Annotated in this window: 32 protein-coding genes and 1 riboswitch; of the genes, 26 read left to right on the top strand and 6 right to left on the bottom strand. The window is 55.3% G+C overall.

Annotated elements, in window-relative coordinates; all coding sequences use genetic code 11:
* Nucleotides 1–7: 7 nt before the first annotated feature.
* The 26 genes from rplB (at nt 8) to INT33_RS07220 (ending at nt 14449) form a co-directional block, all read left to right on the top strand.
* Complete coding sequence (gene rplB / locus INT33_RS07095; RefSeq protein WP_018917733.1) at nt 8–838, top strand: 50S ribosomal protein L2; 831 nt, start codon at nt 8–10, stop codon at nt 836–838.
* A 33-nt stretch (nt 839–871) separates the two neighbouring features.
* Nucleotides 872–1147, top strand: a complete 276-nt coding sequence (rpsS, locus tag INT33_RS07100; RefSeq protein WP_009098993.1) for a 30S ribosomal protein S19 — start codon at nt 872–874, stop codon at nt 1145–1147.
* Nucleotides 1148–1165: 18 nt separating this feature from the next.
* Nucleotides 1166–1498: a 50S ribosomal protein L22 gene (gene rplV / locus INT33_RS07105; protein ID WP_009723900.1), complete on the top strand. Its 333-nt coding sequence runs from the start codon at nt 1166–1168 to the stop codon at nt 1496–1498.
* Between the two features lie 11 nt (nt 1499–1509).
* Nucleotides 1510–2214: a 30S ribosomal protein S3 gene (gene rpsC, locus INT33_RS07110; RefSeq protein WP_018917731.1), complete on the top strand. Its 705-nt coding sequence runs from the start codon at nt 1510–1512 to the stop codon at nt 2212–2214.
* A gap of 15 nt (nt 2215–2229) precedes the next feature.
* A complete protein-coding gene (gene rplP, locus INT33_RS07115; protein WP_007112000.1) occupies nt 2230–2643 on the top strand; it encodes a 50S ribosomal protein L16 in 414 nt (137 codons plus the stop codon).
* Entirely contained in the window at nt 2643–2834 is a 192-nt protein-coding gene (gene rpmC / locus INT33_RS07120) for a 50S ribosomal protein L29 (RefSeq protein WP_018917730.1), read from the top strand. The genes rplP and rpmC overlap by 1 nt, the downstream gene beginning before the upstream one ends.
* Before the next feature lies 1 nt (nt 2835).
* Nucleotides 2836–3096: a 30S ribosomal protein S17 gene (gene rpsQ, locus INT33_RS07125; protein WP_009723897.1), complete on the top strand. Its 261-nt coding sequence runs from the start codon at nt 2836–2838 to the stop codon at nt 3094–3096.
* A 51-nt stretch (nt 3097–3147) separates the two neighbouring features.
* Entirely contained in the window at nt 3148–3519 is a 372-nt protein-coding gene (rplN, locus tag INT33_RS07130; protein WP_009723896.1) for a 50S ribosomal protein L14, read from the top strand.
* Nucleotides 3520–3533: 14 nt separating this feature from the next.
* Complete coding sequence (gene rplX / locus INT33_RS07135) at nt 3534–3848, top strand: 50S ribosomal protein L24 (protein WP_018917729.1); 315 nt, start codon at nt 3534–3536, stop codon at nt 3846–3848.
* Between the two features lie 18 nt (nt 3849–3866).
* Nucleotides 3867–4406, top strand: coding sequence for a 50S ribosomal protein L5 (gene rplE, locus INT33_RS07140; protein ID WP_018917728.1), 540 nt, complete (start codon nt 3867–3869; stop codon nt 4404–4406).
* 10 nt (nt 4407–4416) lie between these two features.
* Nucleotides 4417–4722 carry a 30S ribosomal protein S14 gene (gene rpsN / locus INT33_RS07145; RefSeq protein ID WP_192536492.1) on the top strand — a complete coding sequence of 102 codons (306 nt, stop codon included), beginning with the start codon at nt 4417–4419 and terminating at the stop codon, nt 4720–4722.
* A 32-nt stretch (nt 4723–4754) separates the two neighbouring features.
* Nucleotides 4755–5147, top strand: a complete 393-nt coding sequence (gene rpsH, locus INT33_RS07150) for a 30S ribosomal protein S8 (protein WP_193091504.1) — start codon at nt 4755–4757, stop codon at nt 5145–5147.
* A 9-nt stretch (nt 5148–5156) separates the two neighbouring features.
* Nucleotides 5157–5687, top strand: a complete 531-nt coding sequence (gene rplF, locus INT33_RS07155; RefSeq protein ID WP_018917725.1) for a 50S ribosomal protein L6 — start codon at nt 5157–5159, stop codon at nt 5685–5687.
* A gap of 9 nt (nt 5688–5696) precedes the next feature.
* Nucleotides 5697–6047 carry a 50S ribosomal protein L18 gene (gene rplR, locus INT33_RS07160; protein WP_018917724.1) on the top strand — a complete coding sequence of 117 codons (351 nt, stop codon included), beginning with the start codon at nt 5697–5699 and terminating at the stop codon, nt 6045–6047.
* Nucleotides 6048–6058: 11 nt separating this feature from the next.
* Nucleotides 6059–6559, top strand: a complete 501-nt coding sequence (gene rpsE, locus INT33_RS07165; RefSeq protein WP_192536494.1) for a 30S ribosomal protein S5 — start codon at nt 6059–6061, stop codon at nt 6557–6559.
* Nucleotides 6560–6565: 6 nt separating this feature from the next.
* The gene (gene rpmD / locus INT33_RS07170) at nt 6566–6748 is read left to right on the top strand and encodes a 50S ribosomal protein L30 (protein WP_018917722.1); all 183 of its coding nucleotides are present in this window, start codon (nt 6566–6568) and stop codon (nt 6746–6748) included.
* 3 nt (nt 6749–6751) lie between these two features.
* On the top strand, nt 6752–7186 hold the full coding sequence (rplO, locus tag INT33_RS07175; RefSeq protein ID WP_018917721.1) for a 50S ribosomal protein L15: 435 nt from the start codon (nt 6752–6754) through the stop codon (nt 7184–7186).
* Nucleotides 7187–8518, top strand: coding sequence for a preprotein translocase subunit SecY (gene secY / locus INT33_RS07180; protein ID WP_018917720.1), 1332 nt, complete (start codon nt 7187–7189; stop codon nt 8516–8518).
* Between the two features lie 50 nt (nt 8519–8568).
* Nucleotides 8569–8682: a 50S ribosomal protein L36 gene (gene rpmJ / locus INT33_RS07185; protein WP_009099023.1), complete on the top strand. Its 114-nt coding sequence runs from the start codon at nt 8569–8571 to the stop codon at nt 8680–8682.
* Nucleotides 8683–8805: 123 nt separating this feature from the next.
* Nucleotides 8806–9162, top strand: coding sequence for a 30S ribosomal protein S13 (rpsM, locus tag INT33_RS07190; RefSeq protein WP_192536496.1), 357 nt, complete (start codon nt 8806–8808; stop codon nt 9160–9162).
* A 52-nt stretch (nt 9163–9214) separates the two neighbouring features.
* Entirely contained in the window at nt 9215–9601 is a 387-nt protein-coding gene (rpsK, locus tag INT33_RS07195; RefSeq protein ID WP_009099028.1) for a 30S ribosomal protein S11, read from the top strand.
* Nucleotides 9602–9613: 12 nt separating this feature from the next.
* On the top strand, nt 9614–10234 hold the full coding sequence (rpsD, locus tag INT33_RS07200; protein ID WP_018917718.1) for a 30S ribosomal protein S4: 621 nt from the start codon (nt 9614–9616) through the stop codon (nt 10232–10234).
* A 123-nt stretch (nt 10235–10357) separates the two neighbouring features.
* Nucleotides 10358–11353 carry a DNA-directed RNA polymerase subunit alpha gene (locus tag INT33_RS07205; protein WP_016915790.1) on the top strand — a complete coding sequence of 332 codons (996 nt, stop codon included), beginning with the start codon at nt 10358–10360 and terminating at the stop codon, nt 11351–11353.
* 39 nt (nt 11354–11392) lie between these two features.
* A complete protein-coding gene (gene rplQ, locus INT33_RS07210; protein ID WP_018917717.1) occupies nt 11393–11779 on the top strand; it encodes a 50S ribosomal protein L17 in 387 nt (128 codons plus the stop codon).
* Between the two features lie 353 nt (nt 11780–12132).
* Nucleotides 12133–13458: a D-alanyl-D-alanine carboxypeptidase family protein gene (locus tag INT33_RS07215; RefSeq protein ID WP_193091505.1), complete on the top strand. Its 1326-nt coding sequence runs from the start codon at nt 12133–12135 to the stop codon at nt 13456–13458.
* 115 nt (nt 13459–13573) lie between these two features.
* Nucleotides 13574–14449, top strand: coding sequence for a DMT family transporter (locus INT33_RS07220; RefSeq protein WP_318782725.1), 876 nt, complete (start codon nt 13574–13576; stop codon nt 14447–14449).
* A gap of 20 nt (nt 14450–14469) precedes the next feature.
* Here the strand turns inward: INT33_RS07220 and INT33_RS07225 are convergent, their stop codons facing one another.
* The 6 genes from INT33_RS07225 to INT33_RS07250 all read right to left on the bottom strand — a co-directional run bounded on the left by INT33_RS07225 (nt 14470) and on the right by INT33_RS07250 (nt 18631).
* Nucleotides 14470–15207, bottom strand: coding sequence for a dioxygenase family protein (locus tag INT33_RS07225; RefSeq protein ID WP_192536498.1), 738 nt, complete (start codon nt 15205–15207; stop codon nt 14470–14472).
* Between the two features lie 83 nt (nt 15208–15290).
* Nucleotides 15291–15713, bottom strand: coding sequence for a DoxX family protein (locus tag INT33_RS07230; protein ID WP_193091506.1), 423 nt, complete (start codon nt 15711–15713; stop codon nt 15291–15293).
* Between the two features lie 84 nt (nt 15714–15797).
* The gene (locus INT33_RS07235; RefSeq protein WP_193091507.1) at nt 15798–16718 is read right to left on the bottom strand and encodes a LysR family transcriptional regulator; all 921 of its coding nucleotides are present in this window, start codon (nt 16716–16718) and stop codon (nt 15798–15800) included.
* Nucleotides 16719–16731: 13 nt separating this feature from the next.
* Nucleotides 16732–17352: a thiamine phosphate synthase gene (gene thiE, locus INT33_RS07240; RefSeq protein ID WP_193091508.1), complete on the bottom strand. Its 621-nt coding sequence runs from the start codon at nt 17350–17352 to the stop codon at nt 16732–16734.
* Entirely contained in the window at nt 17353–18153 is an 801-nt protein-coding gene (gene thiM, locus INT33_RS07245; protein ID WP_193091509.1) for a hydroxyethylthiazole kinase, read from the bottom strand.
* A gap of 26 nt (nt 18154–18179) precedes the next feature.
* Nucleotides 18180–18275, bottom strand: a riboswitch (TPP riboswitch).
* Nucleotides 18276–18421: 146 nt separating this feature from the next.
* Nucleotides 18422–18631: a DUF2237 family protein gene (locus tag INT33_RS07250; RefSeq protein WP_193091510.1), complete on the bottom strand. Its 210-nt coding sequence runs from the start codon at nt 18629–18631 to the stop codon at nt 18422–18424.
* Nucleotides 18632–18755 lie beyond the last annotated feature (124 nt).

Consider the following 18755-nt stretch of genomic DNA (forward strand, 5'->3'; position numbering starts at 1 on the left):
ACGGATAATGGCAATCGTCAAGACCAAACCCACATCCGCCGGTCGTCGCCACGTCGTTAAGATCGTTGGTGAGGAACTGTACAAAGGCCGTGCTTATGCACCGCTTTTGGAAAAACAGTCCAAGTCCGGTGGACGTAATAACTACGGTCGCATCACCACCCGTCACGTGGGCGGTGGTCATCGTCAACACTACCGTTTGATCGACTTCAAGCGCACCAAAGATGGCATTCCAGCCACCGTTGAGCGTCTGGAACACGATCCGAACCGTAGTGCGCATATTGCTTTACTGAAATATGCAGATGGTGAGCGTCGTTACATCATTGCACCGAAAGGTGTCAGCGCGGGTGACGTGCTGGAATCTGGTGTAAACGCGCCCATCAAGAAAGGCAATGCTTTGCCGCTGCGCAACATCCCGCTCGGTTCTACCGTTCACGGTATCGAACTGAAGCCGGGTAAAGGCGCGCAGATTGCTCGCAGTGCCGGTACTAGCGCCCAGTTGGTTGCGCGTGAAGGTAACTACGCCACTTTACGTCTTCGCTCTGGCGAAATGCGTAAGATTCTGGCTGAGTGCCGCGCAACCTTGGGTGAAGTGAGCAACTCCGAGCACAGCCTGCGTCAACTTGGCAAGGCCGGTGCGAAGCGCTGGAGAGGCGTGCGCCCGACTGTTCGTGGTGTCGCGATGAACCCGGTGGATCACCCGCACGGTGGTGGTGAAGGCCGCACCAGCGGTGGTCGTCACCCGGTATCCCCGTGGGGCGTACCGACTAAGGGTCACAAGACGCGTAAGAACAAGCGCACCGACAAGCTGATTATCCGTCGTCGTAACAAGACGCGTTAATCGAAATTGCCAAGAACTTAAGAGGTAACGGCTGTGCCACGTTCACTAAAGAAAGGTCCCTTCATTGACCTTCATCTTTTGAAGAAGGTAGAGGCTGCAGTGGAGAAGAACGATCGCAAACCAATCAAGACTTGGTCGCGTCGTTCGATGATCCTACCCAACATGGTAGGTCTGACTATTGCGGTCCATAACGGACGCCAGCATGTCCCGGTGCACGTCTCCGAGGAAATGGTGGGTCATAAACTTGGCGAATTCGCTGCTACCCGCACATATCGTGGGCACGCGGCGGACAAGAAAGCCAAACGGTAAGCCAGAGAGGATTAAGAGATGGAAGTCACAGCTAAGCTGAGTGGCGCTGCTTTATCCGCACAGAAGGCCCGTTTGGTGGCTGACCAGGTGCGCGGTAAACCGGTCGCCGAAGCTATTGACCTGCTGACCTTCTCACCGAAGAAGGCTGCCAAGCTGGTTAAGAAAGTGCTTCAGTCCGCCATCGCGAATGCGGAAGAAAACAACGGCATGGACATCGACGAGCTGCGTGTCTCGACCATCTGCGTCGATGAGGGCATGACGCTCAAGCGTATCAAGCCGCGCGCCAAAGGCCGTGCGGATCGTATCTTGAAGCGCACCTGCCACATCACCGTCAAGGTAGCCGAGAAGTAGGAGTCGACCAGATGGGTCAGAAAGTCAATCCAACAGGCATTCGACTGGGCATCGTCAAAGACCATGCTTCTGTCTGGTATGCCGAGCGCGGCGCCTATGCCGATAAGCTCAATAACGATCTCGAAGTGCGCAGCTTCCTGGAAGAGCGTCTTAAAAACGCCTCCGTAAGCCGCATTCACATCGAGCGTCCGGCTAATAATGCTCGCATCACCATTCACACTGCCCGTCCGGGTATCGTGATTGGTAAAAAGGGTGAAGATGTCGACCGTCTGCGTCGCGATCTCACCGAGATGATGGGTGTCCCGGTTCATGTGAACATTGAAGAAGTTCGCAAGCCGGAGCTGGATGCCAAGCTAGTCGCTGCTAACGTAGCGGGTCAGCTTGAGCGTCGCGTAATGTTCCGTCGTGCCATGAAGCGCGCGGTACAGAACGCAATGCGTCTTGGCGCTGGCGGTATCAAGATTCAGCTGTCAGGTCGTCTTGGTGGTGCTGAAATCGCACGTACCGAATGGTACCGCGAAGGTCGTGTTCCGTTGCACACTCTGCGTGCGGACATTGACTACGCCACTTACGAAGCTCACACCACCTATGGCGTCATCGGCGTTAAAGTGTGGATCTTCAAGGGCGAAATCCTCGGCGGTATCGAGGAAGTACGTGCCAAGGCTAAGCAACAACAGCCTGCCGGCAACGCGCCCAAGAAGAAAGGTTCCAGGTAAGGGGAGAGCGAGTCGATGTTACAGCCCAAGCGTATGAAATTCCGCAAGATGATGAAAGGCCGCAACCGTGGCCTGGCGCATCGCGGAAGCAAGATCAGCTTCGGGGAATACGGTCTGAAAGCTACTGGTCGCGGCCGCATCACTGCGCGTCAGATCGAAGCCGGCCGTCGTGCGATCACACGTCACGTTAAGCGTGGCGGTAAAATCTGGATCCGCGTTTTCCCTGACAAGCCGATTTCCAAGAAGCCGCTCGAAGTTCGTATGGGTAAAGGTAAAGGTTCTGTTGAGTACTGGGTAGCCCAGATCCAACCGGGTCGGGTCCTGTACGAAATTGAAGGTGTATCCGAAGAGCTGGCCCGTGAAGCTTTTGAGCTGGCCGCACAGAAGATGCCCTTGTCCACCACCTTTGCGAAACGGACGGTGATGTGATGAAAGCACAGGAAATTCGTGAAAAGTCCGCAGGAGAGCTCAAAGAGCAGCTCCTCGAGCTACTCCGCGAGCAGTTTAACCTGCGCATGCAGAAGGCCACTGGCCAACTGAGCCAGACTCATCTGCTCAAGCAGGTCCGTCGGGATATCGCCCGCGTTAAGACTATGCTCAACGAGAAGGCAGGTGATTGAGATGGCCGAAGAGAAAAAAACCCGTACGCTCACCGGCAAGGTGGTGAGCGACAAGATGGATAAATCCATCGTCGTTATGATCGAACGTCGTGAGCGTCACCCGATCTACGGAAAATACGTTAAGCGCTCCACCAAGCTGCACGCCCATGATGAGGCGAACCAAGCTAAGGCAGGCGATACGGTTTCCATTCAGGAGTGCCGTCCGCTTTCCAAGAAGAAAGCTTGGACGCTGGTCGAGGTGGTCGAGCAAGCCAAGGGTTAATTCCCTTAGCTTGTCCAACCAGTGCAGTCAGATTAGGTTTGGAGAAAACCGATGATTCAGACTCAGACAATGCTGGATGTCGCCGACAACAGCGGAGCGCGCCGGGTGCAATGCATCAAGGTGCTAGGCGGTTCACACCGTCGCTACGCTCGTGTTGGTGACGTCATTAAGGTAACGGTGAAGGAAGCTATTCCGCGTGGCAAGGTCAAAAAAGGCCAAGTGCTAAAAGCGGTAGTAGTTCGCACCCGTAGTGGCGTCCGTCGTAGTGACGGTTCGCTGATCCGTTTCGATGGAAATGCGGCAGTTTTGTTGAATAACACCAACGAACAGCCGATCGGCACGCGCATCTTCGGGCCGGTTACTCGTGAGCTTCGTAATGAGAAGTTCATGAAGATCATTTCCCTAGCGCCTGAAGTGCTGTAAGGAGCGAGGCGGATATGCAAAAGATCAAACGTGACGATGAAGTCATCGTCATCGCCGGGAAGGATAAAGGCAAACGTGGCACTGTTAAGCGGGTACTAGAAAGCCGCTTCGTGGTGTCCGGTGTGAACATGATTAAACGTCACACCAAGCCGAATCCCATGGCGGGAAATCAGGGCGGTATCGTCGAGCGTGAGGCTCCGATTCACGCGTCCAACGTAGCCATCTTCAATTCGGAGACCGGTAAGGCGGATCGCGTCGGCTTCCAAGTTAAGGAAGACGGTACCAAGGTACGTATCTACAAGTCGACGCAGACGCAGATCGACGCCTAACGCGAGTCGGGTAGCAAAATGGCGAACTTGAAAGAACGTTATCAAAACGAGGTGGTAGCTCAACTCAAAGAGCAGTTCAGCTACGCCAACGTTATGCAGGTACCCCGGGTCACTAAAGTGACTCTGAACATGGGTATCGGCGAAGCGGTTAGTGATAAAAAGCTGATCGACAATGCCGTCGGCGACCTGGAGAAACTCTCCGGTCAAAAGCCGCTGGTGACCAAAGCACGTAAGTCCATCGCGGGCTTCAAGGTGCGTGAAGGTTGGCCTATCGGTGTCAAAGTTACACTGCGCGCTGAGCGTATGTGGGACTTCCTGGACCGTCTGGTAAACATCGCGATTCCTCGTGTGCGTGACTTCCGTGGTCTAAACCCGAAGTCTTTTGATGGTCGCGGCAATTACTCCATGGGTGTGCGTGAGCAGATCATCTTCCCGGAGATCGAGTATGATAAAATCGATCGTATCCGTGGGTTGGACGTCACTATCACTACTACTGCCAACACCGACGAGGAAGGTCGTGCGCTGCTTGCAGCACTGAACTTCCCGTTCAAGAAATAAGGGTTGGATCATGGCTAAGAAAAGTATGATAGAGCGTGAGCTCAAGCGTACGCAGCTGGTCGAGAAGTATGCGGCCAAGCGTGCTGAGCTCAAGGCAATCATCTCAAACGTGAATACGTCTGAGGAAGAGCGCTTCGAGGCGACGCTGAAGCTGCAGCAACTGCCGCGCGACTCAAGCCCGGTGCGTCAGCGTAACCGCTGCCGCATCACGGGTCGTCCGCACGGTTTTTACAACAAGTTCGGCCTTGGCCGTAACAAGCTGCGTGAAGCCGCCATGCGTGGCGACGTTCCTGGTCTGAAAAAGTCCAGTTGGTAACGCCACGTAGATTCATCAGGAGCGCACATTAAATGAGCATGCAAGACACTCTGGCGGATATGTTTACTCGTATCCGCAATGCGCAGATGGCCACCAAGGAGACGGCTACCATGCCGTCTTCCAAGTTGAAAGTGGAAGTGGCCCGCGTGCTAAAGGAAGAAGGCTACATTACCGACTTTACGGTGGCTGAAAGCGTTAAACCTACGCTTACCGTGACTCTCAAGTACTTTGAGGGCAAGGCGGTTATTGAGCACATTCAGCGGGTTTCCAAGCCGTCTTTGCGTCAATACAAAGGCAAGGACAACCTGCCTAAGGTTGCCGATGGTCTGGGTATCGCGATTGTCACCACTTCCAATGGTGTCATGACCGACCGTGCCGCACGCCAAGCTGGCGTCGGTGGCGAAGTCATCTGCACCGTATTCTAGGAGGCTGGAATGTCCCGCATAGCGAAATATCCGGTTAAAGTGCCTGCTGGCGTCGATGTTAAAATCGATGCTGGCCAGCTGACTGCTAAAGGCGGCCAGGGCACGCTGTCTATGCCCATTCACCAGGACGTGGTGATTGGTCAAGAAGACGGCCAGCTGACCTTCGTCCCGAGCGAATCAGCCAAGAGCTGGGCAATGGCCGGTACTACCCGCGCCTTGGTTCAGAACCTGGTACAGGGCGTATCCGAGGGTTTCACAAAGACTCTCGAAATTGTTGGCGTCGGTTATCGTGCCCAAGCTAAGGGCCAGACGCTCAATCTTTCACTGGGCTTCTCGCACCCGGTCGATTACATTCTGCCTGAAGGTGTTGTCGCGGAAACGCCGAAAAACACCGTTATCGTGCTGAAAAGCGCGGACAAGCAGAAGCTCGGTCAGTGCGCCGCGGAAATCCGCGCTTTCCGTCCGCCTGAGCCGTATAAAGGCAAGGGTGTTCGGTACGCCGACGAGCAGGTGCGTCGCAAAGAAGCCAAGAAGAAGTAAGGCAGGGTTATGAACGCGAAGAAAGAATCTCGTCTCCGTCGTGCCCGCCGCGCTCGCGCCAAGATCCGCGAGCTGGGCGTGTATCGCCTGTGCGTCAACCGTACCCCGCGTCACATCTATGCGCAGATTATCTCGCCGGATGGTGGCAAAGTGTTGGCCAGCGCTTCAACGCTGGACAAAGCACTGCGCGAGGGTGCGACCGGCAACTCAGAAGCGGCCTCTAAGGTCGGTGCTCTGATTGCCGAACGCGCTAAAGAAGCAGGCATCACCCAGGTGGCCTTCGACCGTGCTGGCTTTAAGTATCACGGTCGCGTCAAGGCTCTGGCCGACGCCGCTCGTGAAGGCGGCCTGGAATTCTAAAGGGTTTTACGATGGCGAAGAACGAACAGCAAAACGGTGATCTGCAAGAGAAGTTAGTGCAGGTCAACCGCGTCGCCAAGGTGGTCAAGGGTGGTCGTATTTTCGGCTTCACCGCACTGACCGTCGTAGGTGATGGTAAAGGTCGTGTTGGTTTCGGTCGTGGCAAGGCGCGTGAAGTGCCGGTTGCGATCCAGAAAGCAATGGATCAGGCTCGTCGCAACATGGTCAAGGTTAACCTTGCAGGCAGCACGCTGCAGTATCCTGTGAAAGCCCGTCACGGCGCTTCCAAGGTTTACATGCAGCCGGCTTCCGAAGGTACCGGTATCATCGCCGGTGGTGCTATGCGCTCTGTACTAGAGCTTGCTGGTGTCCACGATGTACTGGCCAAGTGCTACGGTTCCACCAACCCGGTTAACGTGGTTCGAGCGACTGTTAAAGGTCTCTCTTCCATGCAAGCACCGGAAGACATCGCCGCCAAGCGCGGTCTGTCTGTCGAAGCGATCACGGGGTAAGGCACCATGGCAGCAACGATCAAGGTTACCCAGATCCGCAGCACCATCGGCGTTTTGCCCAAGCACAAGTCTACTATGAAGGGCTTGGGTCTGCGTCGCATCGGTCATACGGTTGAACTGGAAGACACCCCTGCCGTACGCGGCATGATCCACAAGGTTAACTACCTTGTGCGCGTTGAGGGAGAGTAATCCATGAAACTCAATACCCTGAGTCCGGCACCGGGCTCCAAACACGCTGAAAAGCGCGTTGGTCGTGGTATCGGTTCCGGTCTTGGTAAGACCGGCGGCCGTGGCCACAAAGGTCAGAAATCACGCAGTGGCGGTAGCGTCAAGCCTGGTTTCGAAGGCGGTCAGATGCCGTTACAGCGTCGTCTACCGAAGTTCGGCTTCACATCAGCTAAATCGCTGGTGTCTGAAGAAGTACGCCTGGCCGAGCTTGCCAAAGTTTCCGGTGAAGAAGTCACCATGGAAACACTGAAGCAAGCCAACGTGCTGAAGGATGCGACGCTACACGCGAAGATCATCCTTTCTGGCGAACTGAAAAAAGCAGTTACCGTTCGTGGTATCAAGGTCACCAAAGGTGCCCGTGAAGCGATCGAAGCTGCTGGCGGCAAGGTAGAGGACTAAATGGCCAAGTCAGGAAATATGCCGGCGATGGGCAACGGTCTGAGTGAACTGTGGGCGCGCTTGCGCTTCGTGCTCCTCGCCATCGTGGTGTACCGAATCGGTGCCCATATTCCCGTTCCCGGTATCAATCCTGACCAGCTTGCTGCCTTGTTTAGGGAGCAACAGGGCACCATCCTGGGCATGTTTAACATGTTCTCGGGTGGCGCCCTGGAGCGCATGAGCGTCCTCGCTTTGGGTATCATGCCCTATATTTCAGCGTCGATTATCATGCAGCTGATGACTGCGGTCTCACCCCATCTTGAGCAGCTCAAGAAGGAAGGTGAGTCCGGCCGCCGCAAGATTAGTCAGTACACCCGCTACGGCACGGTGATACTGGCTCTTGTCCAGGCTACCGGTATGTCGGTCGGCCTGGCTAGCCAAGGCATCGCTTACAGCGCTGACTTTAGCTTCTATTTCACCGCCGTGATTACGTTTGTGTCAGGCGCGGTGTTTATGATGTGGCTAGGTGAGCAGATTACCGAAAAGGGGATCGGCAACGGTATTTCGCTGCTGATCTTCGCCGGTATCGTCGCTGGGCTGCCCAGTGCCGTGGGGCAAGCGTTCGAGCTCGCTCGTAACGAAGGGGCCTGGAATGTTCTCCCGCTGTTAGCGCTGTCAGTGCTAGGTATTGCCACGGTTGCGTTTGTGGTGTTCATTGAGCGCGGCCAACGCCGTTTGAAAGTGAACTACCCGCGCCGCCAGGTGGGCAACAAGATGTATGCAGGTCAAAGCAGCTACCTGCCTTTGAAAGTGAACATGGCAGGTGTTATTCCTGCGATCTTCGCATCCAGTATTCTGCTCTTCCCGGCCTCTATTGGTCAGTGGGTCGGTGCTGGTGAAGGTATGGAGTGGTTGCAGCGTGCATCACAAGCTTTAGCCCCCGGGCAACCGCTTTACATCTTGCTTTTCGCGGCGGCAGTGGTATTCTTCTGCTTCTTTTACACAGCGCTGGTCTTCAATCCCAAGGATGTAGCTGACAATCTGAAAAAGTCAGGTGCGTTCCTGCCGGGCATTCGTCCCGGCGAGCAGACCGCTCGCTATATCGATAAGGTTATGACTCGTCTAACTTTATTCGGTGCCCTGTATATCACTGCGGTTTCCCTGATGCCCCAGTTCCTGATTGTTGCGTGGAATGTGCCATTCTTTTTTGGCGGTACCTCGCTTCTGATCGTGGTAGTGGTCATCATGGACTTCATGGCCCAGGTGCAGTCACACCTCATGTCGCATCAGTATGACTCGGTGATGAAGAAGTCCAACCTGAAAGGCTACGGTAGCGGCGGCATCATGCGCTGAGGCGCCGCCTTACGATTGGCGCGCCGCGAGCCGTTTTTGGAGAAAGAACGATGAAAGTTCGAGCTTCCGTAAAGAAAATGTGCCGTAACTGCAAGATCATTCGTCGCAATGGCGCTGTCCGCGTCATTTGCATCGAACCGCGGCACAAGCAGCGTCAGGGTTAATTCCTACGTTGCTTTAAGTGGGTGTTCGGCATACCCCTTGCCTTAGGGCAATTAAAGGGGTATGCTGTTGCGCCTTTTGTAGATGAATAAACGAGCAAGCCGCTCAAATTTCGGAGTAAGCTGATGGCCCGTATTGCAGGCGTCAATATCCCGGACAACAAGCATGCGGCGATCTCGCTGACCTATATCTTCGGGATTGGCCGTACTCGCGCACAGCATATCTGTGCTGCTGCCGGTATCGCGCTGACTACCAAGATCCAGGACCTATCTGGCGAAGAGCTGGATACCCTGCGTTCTGAAGTTGGTAAGTACACCGTAGAAGGCGACCTTCGTCGTGATGTTACGCTGAACATTAAGCGTCTCATGGACTTAGGTTGCTACCGTGGTCTGCGTCATCGTCGTAGTCTTCCGCTGCGTGGTCAGCGGACTAAGACTAACGCGCGCACCCGTAAGGGCCCGCGTAAGCCGATCCGCAAATAACACGCAGGCTCTTTCATAGAGAGCCTATGTAAAGACAGGAATAGACATCAACATGGCTAACCCGCGTAGTAACCGTAAAAAGGTTAAAAAGCAGGTAGTGGACGCCGTTGCGCATATCCATGCCTCTTTTAACAACACGATCGTGACGATCACAGACCGCCAGGGCAATGCGCTTTCTTGGGCAACTGCCGGTGGTTCGGGTTTTCGTGGTTCTCGCAAGAGCACCCCGTTCGCTGCTCAAGTAGCAAGTGAACGTGCAGCAACTGCTGCAGCCGAGTATGGTGTGAAAAACGTAGACGTACTGGTTAAAGGCCCAGGTCCCGGTCGTGAATCCGCCGTGCGCGCATTGAATGCCGCAGGCTTCCGCGTGCAAAGCATCGTAGACGCGACGCCCATTCCCCATAATGGCTGCCGTCCGCCTAAGAAACGCCGCGTTTAAGGAGACAGATTCATGGCTCGTTATATTGGACCGAAGTGCAAACTGTCTCGTCGTGAAGGCACCGATCTCTTTTTGAAGAGTGGTGTGACTCCCTTCGAGAAAAAGTGTAAATCCGAGCAAATCCCGGGTGTACACGGCCAGCGTCGTCAGCGTCTTTCAGACTACGGCTTGCAGCTTCGCGAGAAGCAAAAAGTACGTCGCATGTATGGCGTACTCGAAAAACAGTTCCGTAACTACTACAAAGAAGCTGCTCGCCTGAAAGGCGCGACCGGTGAAGTATTGTTGCAGTTGCTCGAATCCCGACTGGATAACGTCGTCTACCGTATGGGTTTCGGCTCGACTCGCTCTGAAGCGCGTCAGCTCGTTAGCCATAAGGCAGTTTCCGTGAACGGCCGTACCGTTAACGTAGCTTCCTACCAAGTGAAGCCGGGTGACGTTGTAGCCATTCGCGAAAAGGCGAAGAACCAAGCCCGTATTCAAAGCGCGTTGTCCATTGCGGCAAACCGTGGCGATATCGTTTGGATCGAAATCGACGCCAAGAAGATGGAAGGCACTTTCAAGGCTCTGCCTGAACGCGGTGACCTGACTGCCGACATCAACGAAAACCTGATCGTCGAGCTGTACTCCAAGTAAGCGGCGTTAATTAATCTCTGCTTCTTGAAGCCTGGGCGGGGTAGCAAAGCTAACCGCCCAGATGCTCTTGAGTACTTGTTCTTAAGAACACAGTATCCGTTTGGCAGCCTGAAAGGTGTTCATATGCAGCGTTCAGTGACAGAGTTTCTTCGTCCTCGCGACATCAAGGTAGAAGAAATCAGCGCACATCATGCCAAGATCGTTCTCGAACCGTTCGAGCGTGGTTTTGGTCACACCCTGGGGAATGCACTGCGTCGCATTCTGCTTTCGTCTATGCCCGGCGCTGCCGTGGTAGAGGCTGAAATTGCGGGTGTAGAGCACGAGTACAGTGCGCTCGAAGGGGTGCAGGAAGATGTCATCGAAATCCTCCTGAACTTGAAAGATGTTGCGATCAAGATGCACAGCCGCGATGAGGCGGTGCTCTCGCTGAACAAGCAGGGCCCAGCCGTCGTCACTGCTGGCGACATTGCGCTTGATCATAGCGTCGAAATCGTCAACCCGGACCACGTCATTGCACACGTCAATGAAGGTGCCGAGCTGAAAATTCAGCTTAAGGTAGCGCTGGGTCGTGGCTACGAACCGGCTGACGCCCGTGGCTCTGATGAAGAGACCCGTGCTATTGGCCGCCTGCAGCTGGATGCCACCTTCAGCCCTGTCCGCCGCGTTTCCTATTCGGTTGAAGCCGCTCGTGTTGAGCAGCGCACCGATCTCGATAAGCTGATTATCGATCTGGAAACCGACGGTACTTTGGATCCGGAAGAGGCTATCCGTCGCAGTGCGACCATTCTGCAAGAGCAGCTGGCCGCCTTCGTCGACCTGGAAGCTGATAAAGAGCAGGAAGTCGAAGAGGAAGAGGATCATGTTGATCCAATCCTATTGCGCCCCGTAGACGATCTTGAGTTGACCGTTCGCAGCGCGAACTGCCTAAAAGCCGAGAATATTTACTATATCGGTGATCTTATCCAGCGCACTGAAGTTGAGCTGTTGAAGACACCGAACCTCGGTAAAAAATCCTTGAATGAAATCAAGGACGTTTTGGCGGCGCGCGGCTTGTCCCTCGGCATGCGGTTGGAAAATTGGCCGCCCGCTAGCCTGAAGGACGACAAGGCCTCCGCGTGAGTGTCGACTCGAGTCCCAGTTTGGTAAGGAATTACAACCATGCGTCATCGTAAGAGTGGTCGTCATCTGAATCGCACCAGCTCGCATCGTCAGGCCATGTTCAAGAACATGTCTGTCTCGCTGGTCGAACATGAAGTCATCAAGACAACCCTGCCTAAGGCCAAGGAACTGCGTCGCGTTATCGAGCCGCTGATCACCTTAGCCAAGCAGGATAGCGTTGCGAACCGTCGTTTGGCGTTCTCTCGCACACGTTCCAAAGAAGCCGTTGGCAAGCTGTTTAACGAGCTGGGTCCGCGTTACGCCGAGCGTCCGGGTGGTTACATCCGTATTCTCAAGTGCGGTTTCCGCACCGGCGACAACGCGCCTATGGCTTATGTTGAGCTAGTAGACCGTCCGGTTGCTGAAGAAGCCGCTGCTGAAGAGTAAATCTTTAGCTGCAGCCTCTTTAAAGCAGAATGAAAACCGACCCAGCTGGGTCGGTTTTTTTGTGTCTGGCGTCTTGCGCTAGCTCGTGTATTTATCTGTTGCGTATATACTCTGCACAAAGCGTTAAATTACCCGTCGAGCGTGCTAGTCTAGAGAGTGTTTTGAACCAGCAGACATAATCGAATTGATATCTCCAACGTGTTTGATCAGCGCGTAAACAATGCGCAGGGCAAGCTGCGTGCGAACACGCTGAGAGAATGTGGGTTTGAGAGTGTGGGTTTTATTTCCAGCGCAGATGACATCAGCAAGGGGCGGACATGGCGGCGAGGGGAGTTAAATATAATAAAGGGGCAATGGCATGGTTTGCGATATTCCTGCTATTTCTAACGGCTATCACGGCATCTGCCGCCCAGGCGAATCCGCGTTATGCCGGTATCGTAGTCGATCTTGAAAATGGCGAAGTGCTGTACTCGGAAAACGCCGATGCACCACGCTACCCCGCGTCGCTAACCAAGATGATGACGCTATATCTAACCTTTGAAGCATTGGAAAACGGCGATCTAGGCCTTAATCAGGCACTACCCGTGTCCGCTCAGGCCGCCGCCATGCCCGCCACAAAACTGTGGCTTTCGGCGGGCAGTACCATCCCTGTGGATACCGCTATTCGTGCCCTGGCGGTACGTTCTGCCAATGACGTCGCCGTTGTGCTCAGTGAATCGCTAGGCGGTAGTGAACAACAGTTCGCCCGCATGATGACCGAGAAGGCGCGCGATCTCGGCATGACGGCGACCACCTTTCGTAACGCCTCCGGCTTGCCTGATGATCAGCAGATGACCACGGCCCGCGACATGCTCACTCTCTCGGTGCGCGTCATTCAAGATTTCCCTCAGTATTATCATTATTTTGGTCTACAAGAATTCACCTATCGTGGCACGCGCCACACCAGCCATAACCGCTTGGTGGGCAGCTACCCCGGTGCCGATGGGCTAAAAACGGGCTTTATTCGCGCCTCTGGATTTAACGTGGCAACCACCGCCGTACATGACGGTCGGCGTATGGTCGCGGTAGTGATGGGCGGTTTTAGCGCCTCCTCTCGCGATACGCATATGGCCAATCTGTTGGATAGAAGCTTTATGCGCGCGGAGTTGCGTGATCATCGCAGCTGGCTTGCGGATACCAGTTTTTCACAGGATTACATGAGTTTCCCGTCAGCTACTCCGCCGATCGCCCCTTCGCGTCCCGCACCGGTTTCCCAACCTAGCCAAATGCTCGCCCGTGTGGACACCACCACCATTTCACCTAGCCCAAGCGCGATGGTGGATGAGCGTCTGGCCAAGATGACCGTTGAAGGGCCGAGCGAAGTCTCAGCGGCATCGAATTCCGACCCTTTACAGGACTTTATTCAGCGCGAACGTATCATTGAAGCACCGCCAAGCGGGCACTGGGGTATTCAGGTAGGTGCGTTTAGTCAAGAAGCTCAGGCGCAGCAGCTGGCCCAGCAGGCAGCTCAGCGCTTAACCCAGAATTTATCCGGGCGTATTGCGGTGGATACCCTTGAAGGCCAAACGCCGGTTTACCGTGCCCGTTTGGTCGCCTTGGATGAGCACCATGCCCGTGAAGCCTGCCGAGAGCTTCTGCTGCAGGGCATGGAGTGCATGGTGGTTAACGCCAGCCTTTAAAACTGTGATGCACTTTAAAGCTGTGATGTACAAAGCAGAGCAAAGCCCCCGCTAACGCTTGGTTGATTAGCGGGGGCTTTTGTTTTTAAGCCGTACCAACAACCTGGGGGCGCGCGTGACAGCGTCATTAAAAGGCATTCTTTTCATGTGCGCAGGGGTGCTTTTTTTGTGCCTCGGTGATGCCATTGCCAAGTGGTTGGGGGAAGTGCACTCCCCGCTGCAGATCATCTTCTTTCGTGCCCTCGTATCGCTGCCGCTGATTGTATTATTGGCCTACACGTCGGGCGGGCTGAAAAAACTGCGCACCAAGCGTCCTGTCGTGCATTTAGTACGTGGATTGATCTACACGGCGTTGATGGTGAGTTTTGTGATGGGCCTAACGCTATTACCTCTGGCAGAAGCTACCGCGATTGCCTTTGTTGCCCCGTTATTTGTCACTCTGCTATCAGTCCCCATGCTCGGTGAGCGGATTGACCGGCCTGTCGTCATCTTTTCACTTATTGGGTTTGTGGGCGTACTGGTAGTCGTCAGACCGGGCGGCGATGCGTTTCATCTAGGCGCGCTGATCATGCTGGCCGCGGCGCTGTTCTATGCGTTGATGATGATCACCGCACGGCGCTATGGAAGCCAGGAGCATCTATGGGCCATGGTATTTTATATGATGCTCGTGCCGTGTGTGATCACCGGACTGTGTTTGCCCTGGGTATGGCAAACGCCTGAACCGCACCACTGGCTGGGGTTTTTGGCTTCGGGCGTATTAGGCGTGAGCGCGACGGCGTTTTTAACATTAGCGTTTCGCTATACGGCGGCGGCCATTGCCGCGCCGTTTGATTACACCGCCATGCTATGGGCCGTGGCGCTTGGCTGGTGGTTTTGGGACGAAACGCCGGATAGCTGGGTATGGGTAGGAAGCGTGCTGATTATCAGCAGCGGCCTGGCGATTGCCTACCATGATCGCCGAACAACCTTGAAACGCCGCCCCTCTGCATGAAGGTGATAAAGCGGACTGCTTCAGGCAAACGCATATACATCCATCGCCAGCACTCCATGCTCGACACTATGGTGCAGCTGCTTGGCATCGCCTCCTGCGCCCATCGCCACCAGCAACGGTTGAAAATGCTCGGGGGTTGGATGGTTTCTGCGAGCTTCGGGAGCATCCTGCCAGTCAAGTAATGCGTCGCGGTCATTACTAGCCAGTTTGCTATCGACCCAATCTGCGAACTCGCCCACCCAGTCTGGCATAGCGCTGCCCATGGGCATTGTCTCGTACAGATTGTGGGTCAAGCTGCCCGAACCAATAACTAAAATACCCTCGTCGCGCAGCGTGGCAAGCTTACTACCTAGCTCGGCAAGCTCCTGATTGGACCAGCGTATGGGCAGTGAGACAGACACCACCGGGATATCTGCTTTGGGAAACATAAGCGAAAGCGGTACCCAGGCACCGTGATCAAGCCCACGCTCGACACTCTGGGCACCGAGCAGTGCCGCCAGACGCTCAGCCAGTTCAGGCTCACCCGGCGCAGGGTACTGGCACTCGAACAGCGCCTGCGGAAAACCACCAAAGTCGTGAATGGTTTCCGGCCAGGCCGTGTTGCTTACCTTGAGCGCAAGGCTCTCCCAATGAGCAGAAACGACAACGACTGCCTTGGGTGCCAGCGTTTTGCCCAGCTCGCGCAGAAACTGATGTGCTGGGGTCGGGGTGAGCGCCAGCATCGGGGAGCCGTGGGATATAAACAGGCTAGGTAACATGATGACATCTCCTAACGGTAGCCCCGACGCTCGGGCTGAGCGCCAAGGCAAAGAATAGGGCTTTCAAAAATGGAGCTTTCAAACTAGCGGAAAAAACGACCCAGGTTGAAGCTGCCGCTACCTAATCCTGCTTGAACCAGTAGCGCAACGGTCCAGAACAGCGGGAATTCCCAGCCGCCGCCTTCATTAGAGAACATCCAGCCGTTGCCCTGGTGGATCGACGTGGCGCCCAGCAGGAGCGGTATCATGGCAAGACTAACCCAGCGGGTGTAAATGCCCAGTATTAGCGCTAAGCCGCCGCCCAGCTCTCCCAGAATGGTCAGGTAAGCCAGAAAGCCGGGTAAGCCTAACGATTCGAAGTAACCCACCGTCCCCGGCAGTGTAAATACGAAGACCTTAAGCAGGCCGTGGGCCAGTGCCATTACGCCAAGCGAAACGCGAAGTAGTGCGATGGCGTGGGGTTGAATATTCGCAGGCGCAGTCATCGCGGAAGAGGGTGCATTCATGAGGATATCTCCATTGGGGAACGATGTTTCAATGAAGACACTTTACGTGGCTATGACTGAGAGATAATCGACGTTTAACGAACATCACTGTTGGGTAATAGGCGACAATCCCATGTCACGCTCCCAGTAGGGTGGGTCGCCCCAGGCAGCCGCCAAATGGTCGATGAAGCGCTCTACTTTGGCAGGTAGAAAGCGCCGGGCTGGGTAAAGCGCATGAATATCCAATATTTTTGGCGCTAGTTCGGTTAAAACCGGGATTAAACGCCCTTCAATAATGCTTTCAGTCACCAAAAAGCTCGGCTGATGAGCGATACCCAGCCCCGCTTCGGCAACGTGGGTTAATACATCACCGTTGTTGCTTTCAAGCGGGCCGTGGGTGGACAGCGTGATATTGCCAAAACGCCAGTCGCCAGGGGTCGGGCCGCTACGATAGTGCAGGCACTGGTGCTGCTTTAAAGCTTCTATATTGGCAGGGACGCCGTGTTTGGCAAGATAGTCAGGCGAGGCGCAAAACAGCATTCGGCAGCGTGTCAGGCGGCGCGCCACCAGGCTTGAGTCCGGCAGGCTGCCGATGCGGATTGCAACGTCGTAGCCCTCTTCGAGAAGATCCACCCGGCGGTCGTTCAAGTCCAGGCGTACATCCAAGCCAGGATGCTGGGCCATAAAGCTTGCGACCAGAGGAGAAAGGTGGCCTACGCCAAAGCTCATGGGCCCATTGATGCGTAATCGGCCGCGCATCTCAGAAACGCCGCTGCCGACATCGGCGGCGGCTTCATCAAGCGCTTGCACAATTGTCTGTGCATGAGCCAGATAGCGCTCGCCCTCCGCCGTTAAATGCAGGCGCCGCGTGGTGCGCTGAATGAGCCGCACTCCCAGCGTTTCCTCAAGCGCCATGACCAAGCGCGAAACCCGCGTACGGGAAAGATTTAATGCCTCGGCGGCGCGCGTGTAGCTGCCCAGTTCGGCAACTCGCATAAAGGCGACTATCGGCTCAAGCTGATGCATAAAATCACGTCACTTAAAGGCTGGGCCGGGTAAAAAGGCGAGCGGCCTGATAAGGGGCGGGCTGGCCGCAAATAGCTGAAATAACCGCCAGCCCATTTGTACCGGCACGGAAGACCTGCTCGCTATGGTCGGCCTTTAACCCACCGATGGCAACGCTGGGCAGCGGTGAGGCAGCTGCCAGCTGCGCAAGGCCCTCAAACCCGATAGGGAGCGCATGGTCACGTTTGCTCTGCGTGGCAAACACCGGGCCCAGTCCCACATAGTCTAAAAGCTCTACCGGGGCCGCTTGAAGCTGCGCAAGCGTGTTAATGGAAAGCCCGATAATAGCGTCTGGCCCCATTGCGGTGCGCGCCTGTTGAGCGGCGGTATCGCTTTGCCCGACGTGTAGCCCATCCGCACCGCTTTCCAGCGCGACCACCAAGCGGTCATTAATCACCAGCGGCACACTGCTACCGGCCAGGGCGGCCTTGAGGCGTTTAGCCTGCTTAATCATATCGGCATCGCTTGCCTGCTTATCACGCAGCTGAACAAAGCTTACGCCACCCTCGACGGCTTCAACGACCGTGCGCTCAAGGCCATAGGGTTGGCATAAGCGGGCATCCGTCACCAGATAGAGCGAAAGATCAAAGTGCATTTAACCTTTCTCCAGGCCGGTGAACGTATCAAGATCGCTTGGCGTCAGTTGATAAAGCGCATCCAGAAGCGCCACTTGGAAGCTGCCGGGGCCGGTTGCCAGCGCTCCTGCGCGCTCGCCTGCCACGCCAAAGCTTGCCAGTGCCGCCACGGTCGCCACTAACGGTGTTTCAGGCCGGGTGGCGATAAATGCCGCTACGGTGGCGCTCAATGCACAGCCAAGAGTAGTTACACGTGGCATTAACGAATGCCCGCCGGTTAGCCGCCAGTGCTGGGTGCCATCGGTCACGAAGTCATGCTCGCCGGTCATGGCGACAATACAGCCTTGCCGGTTAGCCAGGATAATAGCGGCGTCACGCGCCTCGTCGATTGAAGCCGTGGCATCGACGCCTCGACCCTGGTGGGTCAGGCCCGTCAGCGCGATAATTTCTGAAGCGTTGCCCCGAATCACGCTGGGTGAAAACGCCAGCAACTGCTGGGAAAGAGTTTGCCGGTAGCGTGTAGCGCCCACGGCAACCGGATCAAATACCCACGGGGTGTTATTTTCCTGCGCTGCCTTCGTCGCCTGCTGCATGCCCTCGGCCCAGGTTGGCGAAGGCGTGCCAATATTGATCGAGAGCGCCCCGGCCAAGCGGGTAAATTCGGCAACTTCCTCGACGGCATGCAGCATGGCGGGGGAGGCGCCCACCGCTAACAGGCAGTTAGCGGTGCTGTTCATTGCCACAAAATTGGTAATACAGTGCACCAGCGGTGTCGTGCGTTGCACGGCGAAGAGAGCCTCGCCAAGCGGGAGTGATGTCATAGCCACCTCACAGCGTAGATCGGGTGCGAAACGACACCGCGACTTCCTACGCCGGTATTATCCGGTTCAGGTTCAAAGGGTGCGTCTCAGCTCGATGATCTCAAGCGCCCCTGTCGGTAGGGCTACTATCCTAGCCTGGGGAGGAGGTGTAAAGCATCAGTGACGTCTAAAGCAGTTGCCGTCGTTCATGCAGTTCTTCAAAACAGTTCTTCACAACAGTTCTTCACGACAGTCATTTACTACGGTTATTCTCGACAGCCGCAAGGCACTAATAAACCAAATCCAGGGCGTGTTGGCGCAGAATGTTCAGGGTGGTTACTTCAAGCGCTTTCTCATGCGTTCCGGATAAAATGACCGGCGGCGCCACCCCCACGTTAGCCGCCTGCTGCCAACGGCTGGCGCATAAACACCAGCGATCACCGGGTGATAGGCCGGGAAAACCAAACTGGGGTTTAGGCCACTGCTGTCCCATAAACATTAATAAATGAAAAAGCCTGGATCCAAGTGAGTAAAATGAGAGTGCGCCCAAACACTCTACTCATAAAGGATTCAGGCTTTGTCTCATCATAACACCGCATTTCATCAGTTGCTCCAGCCGTTAT

This window comes from Halomonas colorata (assembly GCF_014897985.1).
In the GTDB taxonomy this organism is placed as follows: Bacteria; Pseudomonadota; Gammaproteobacteria; order Pseudomonadales; family Halomonadaceae; genus Vreelandella; species Vreelandella colorata.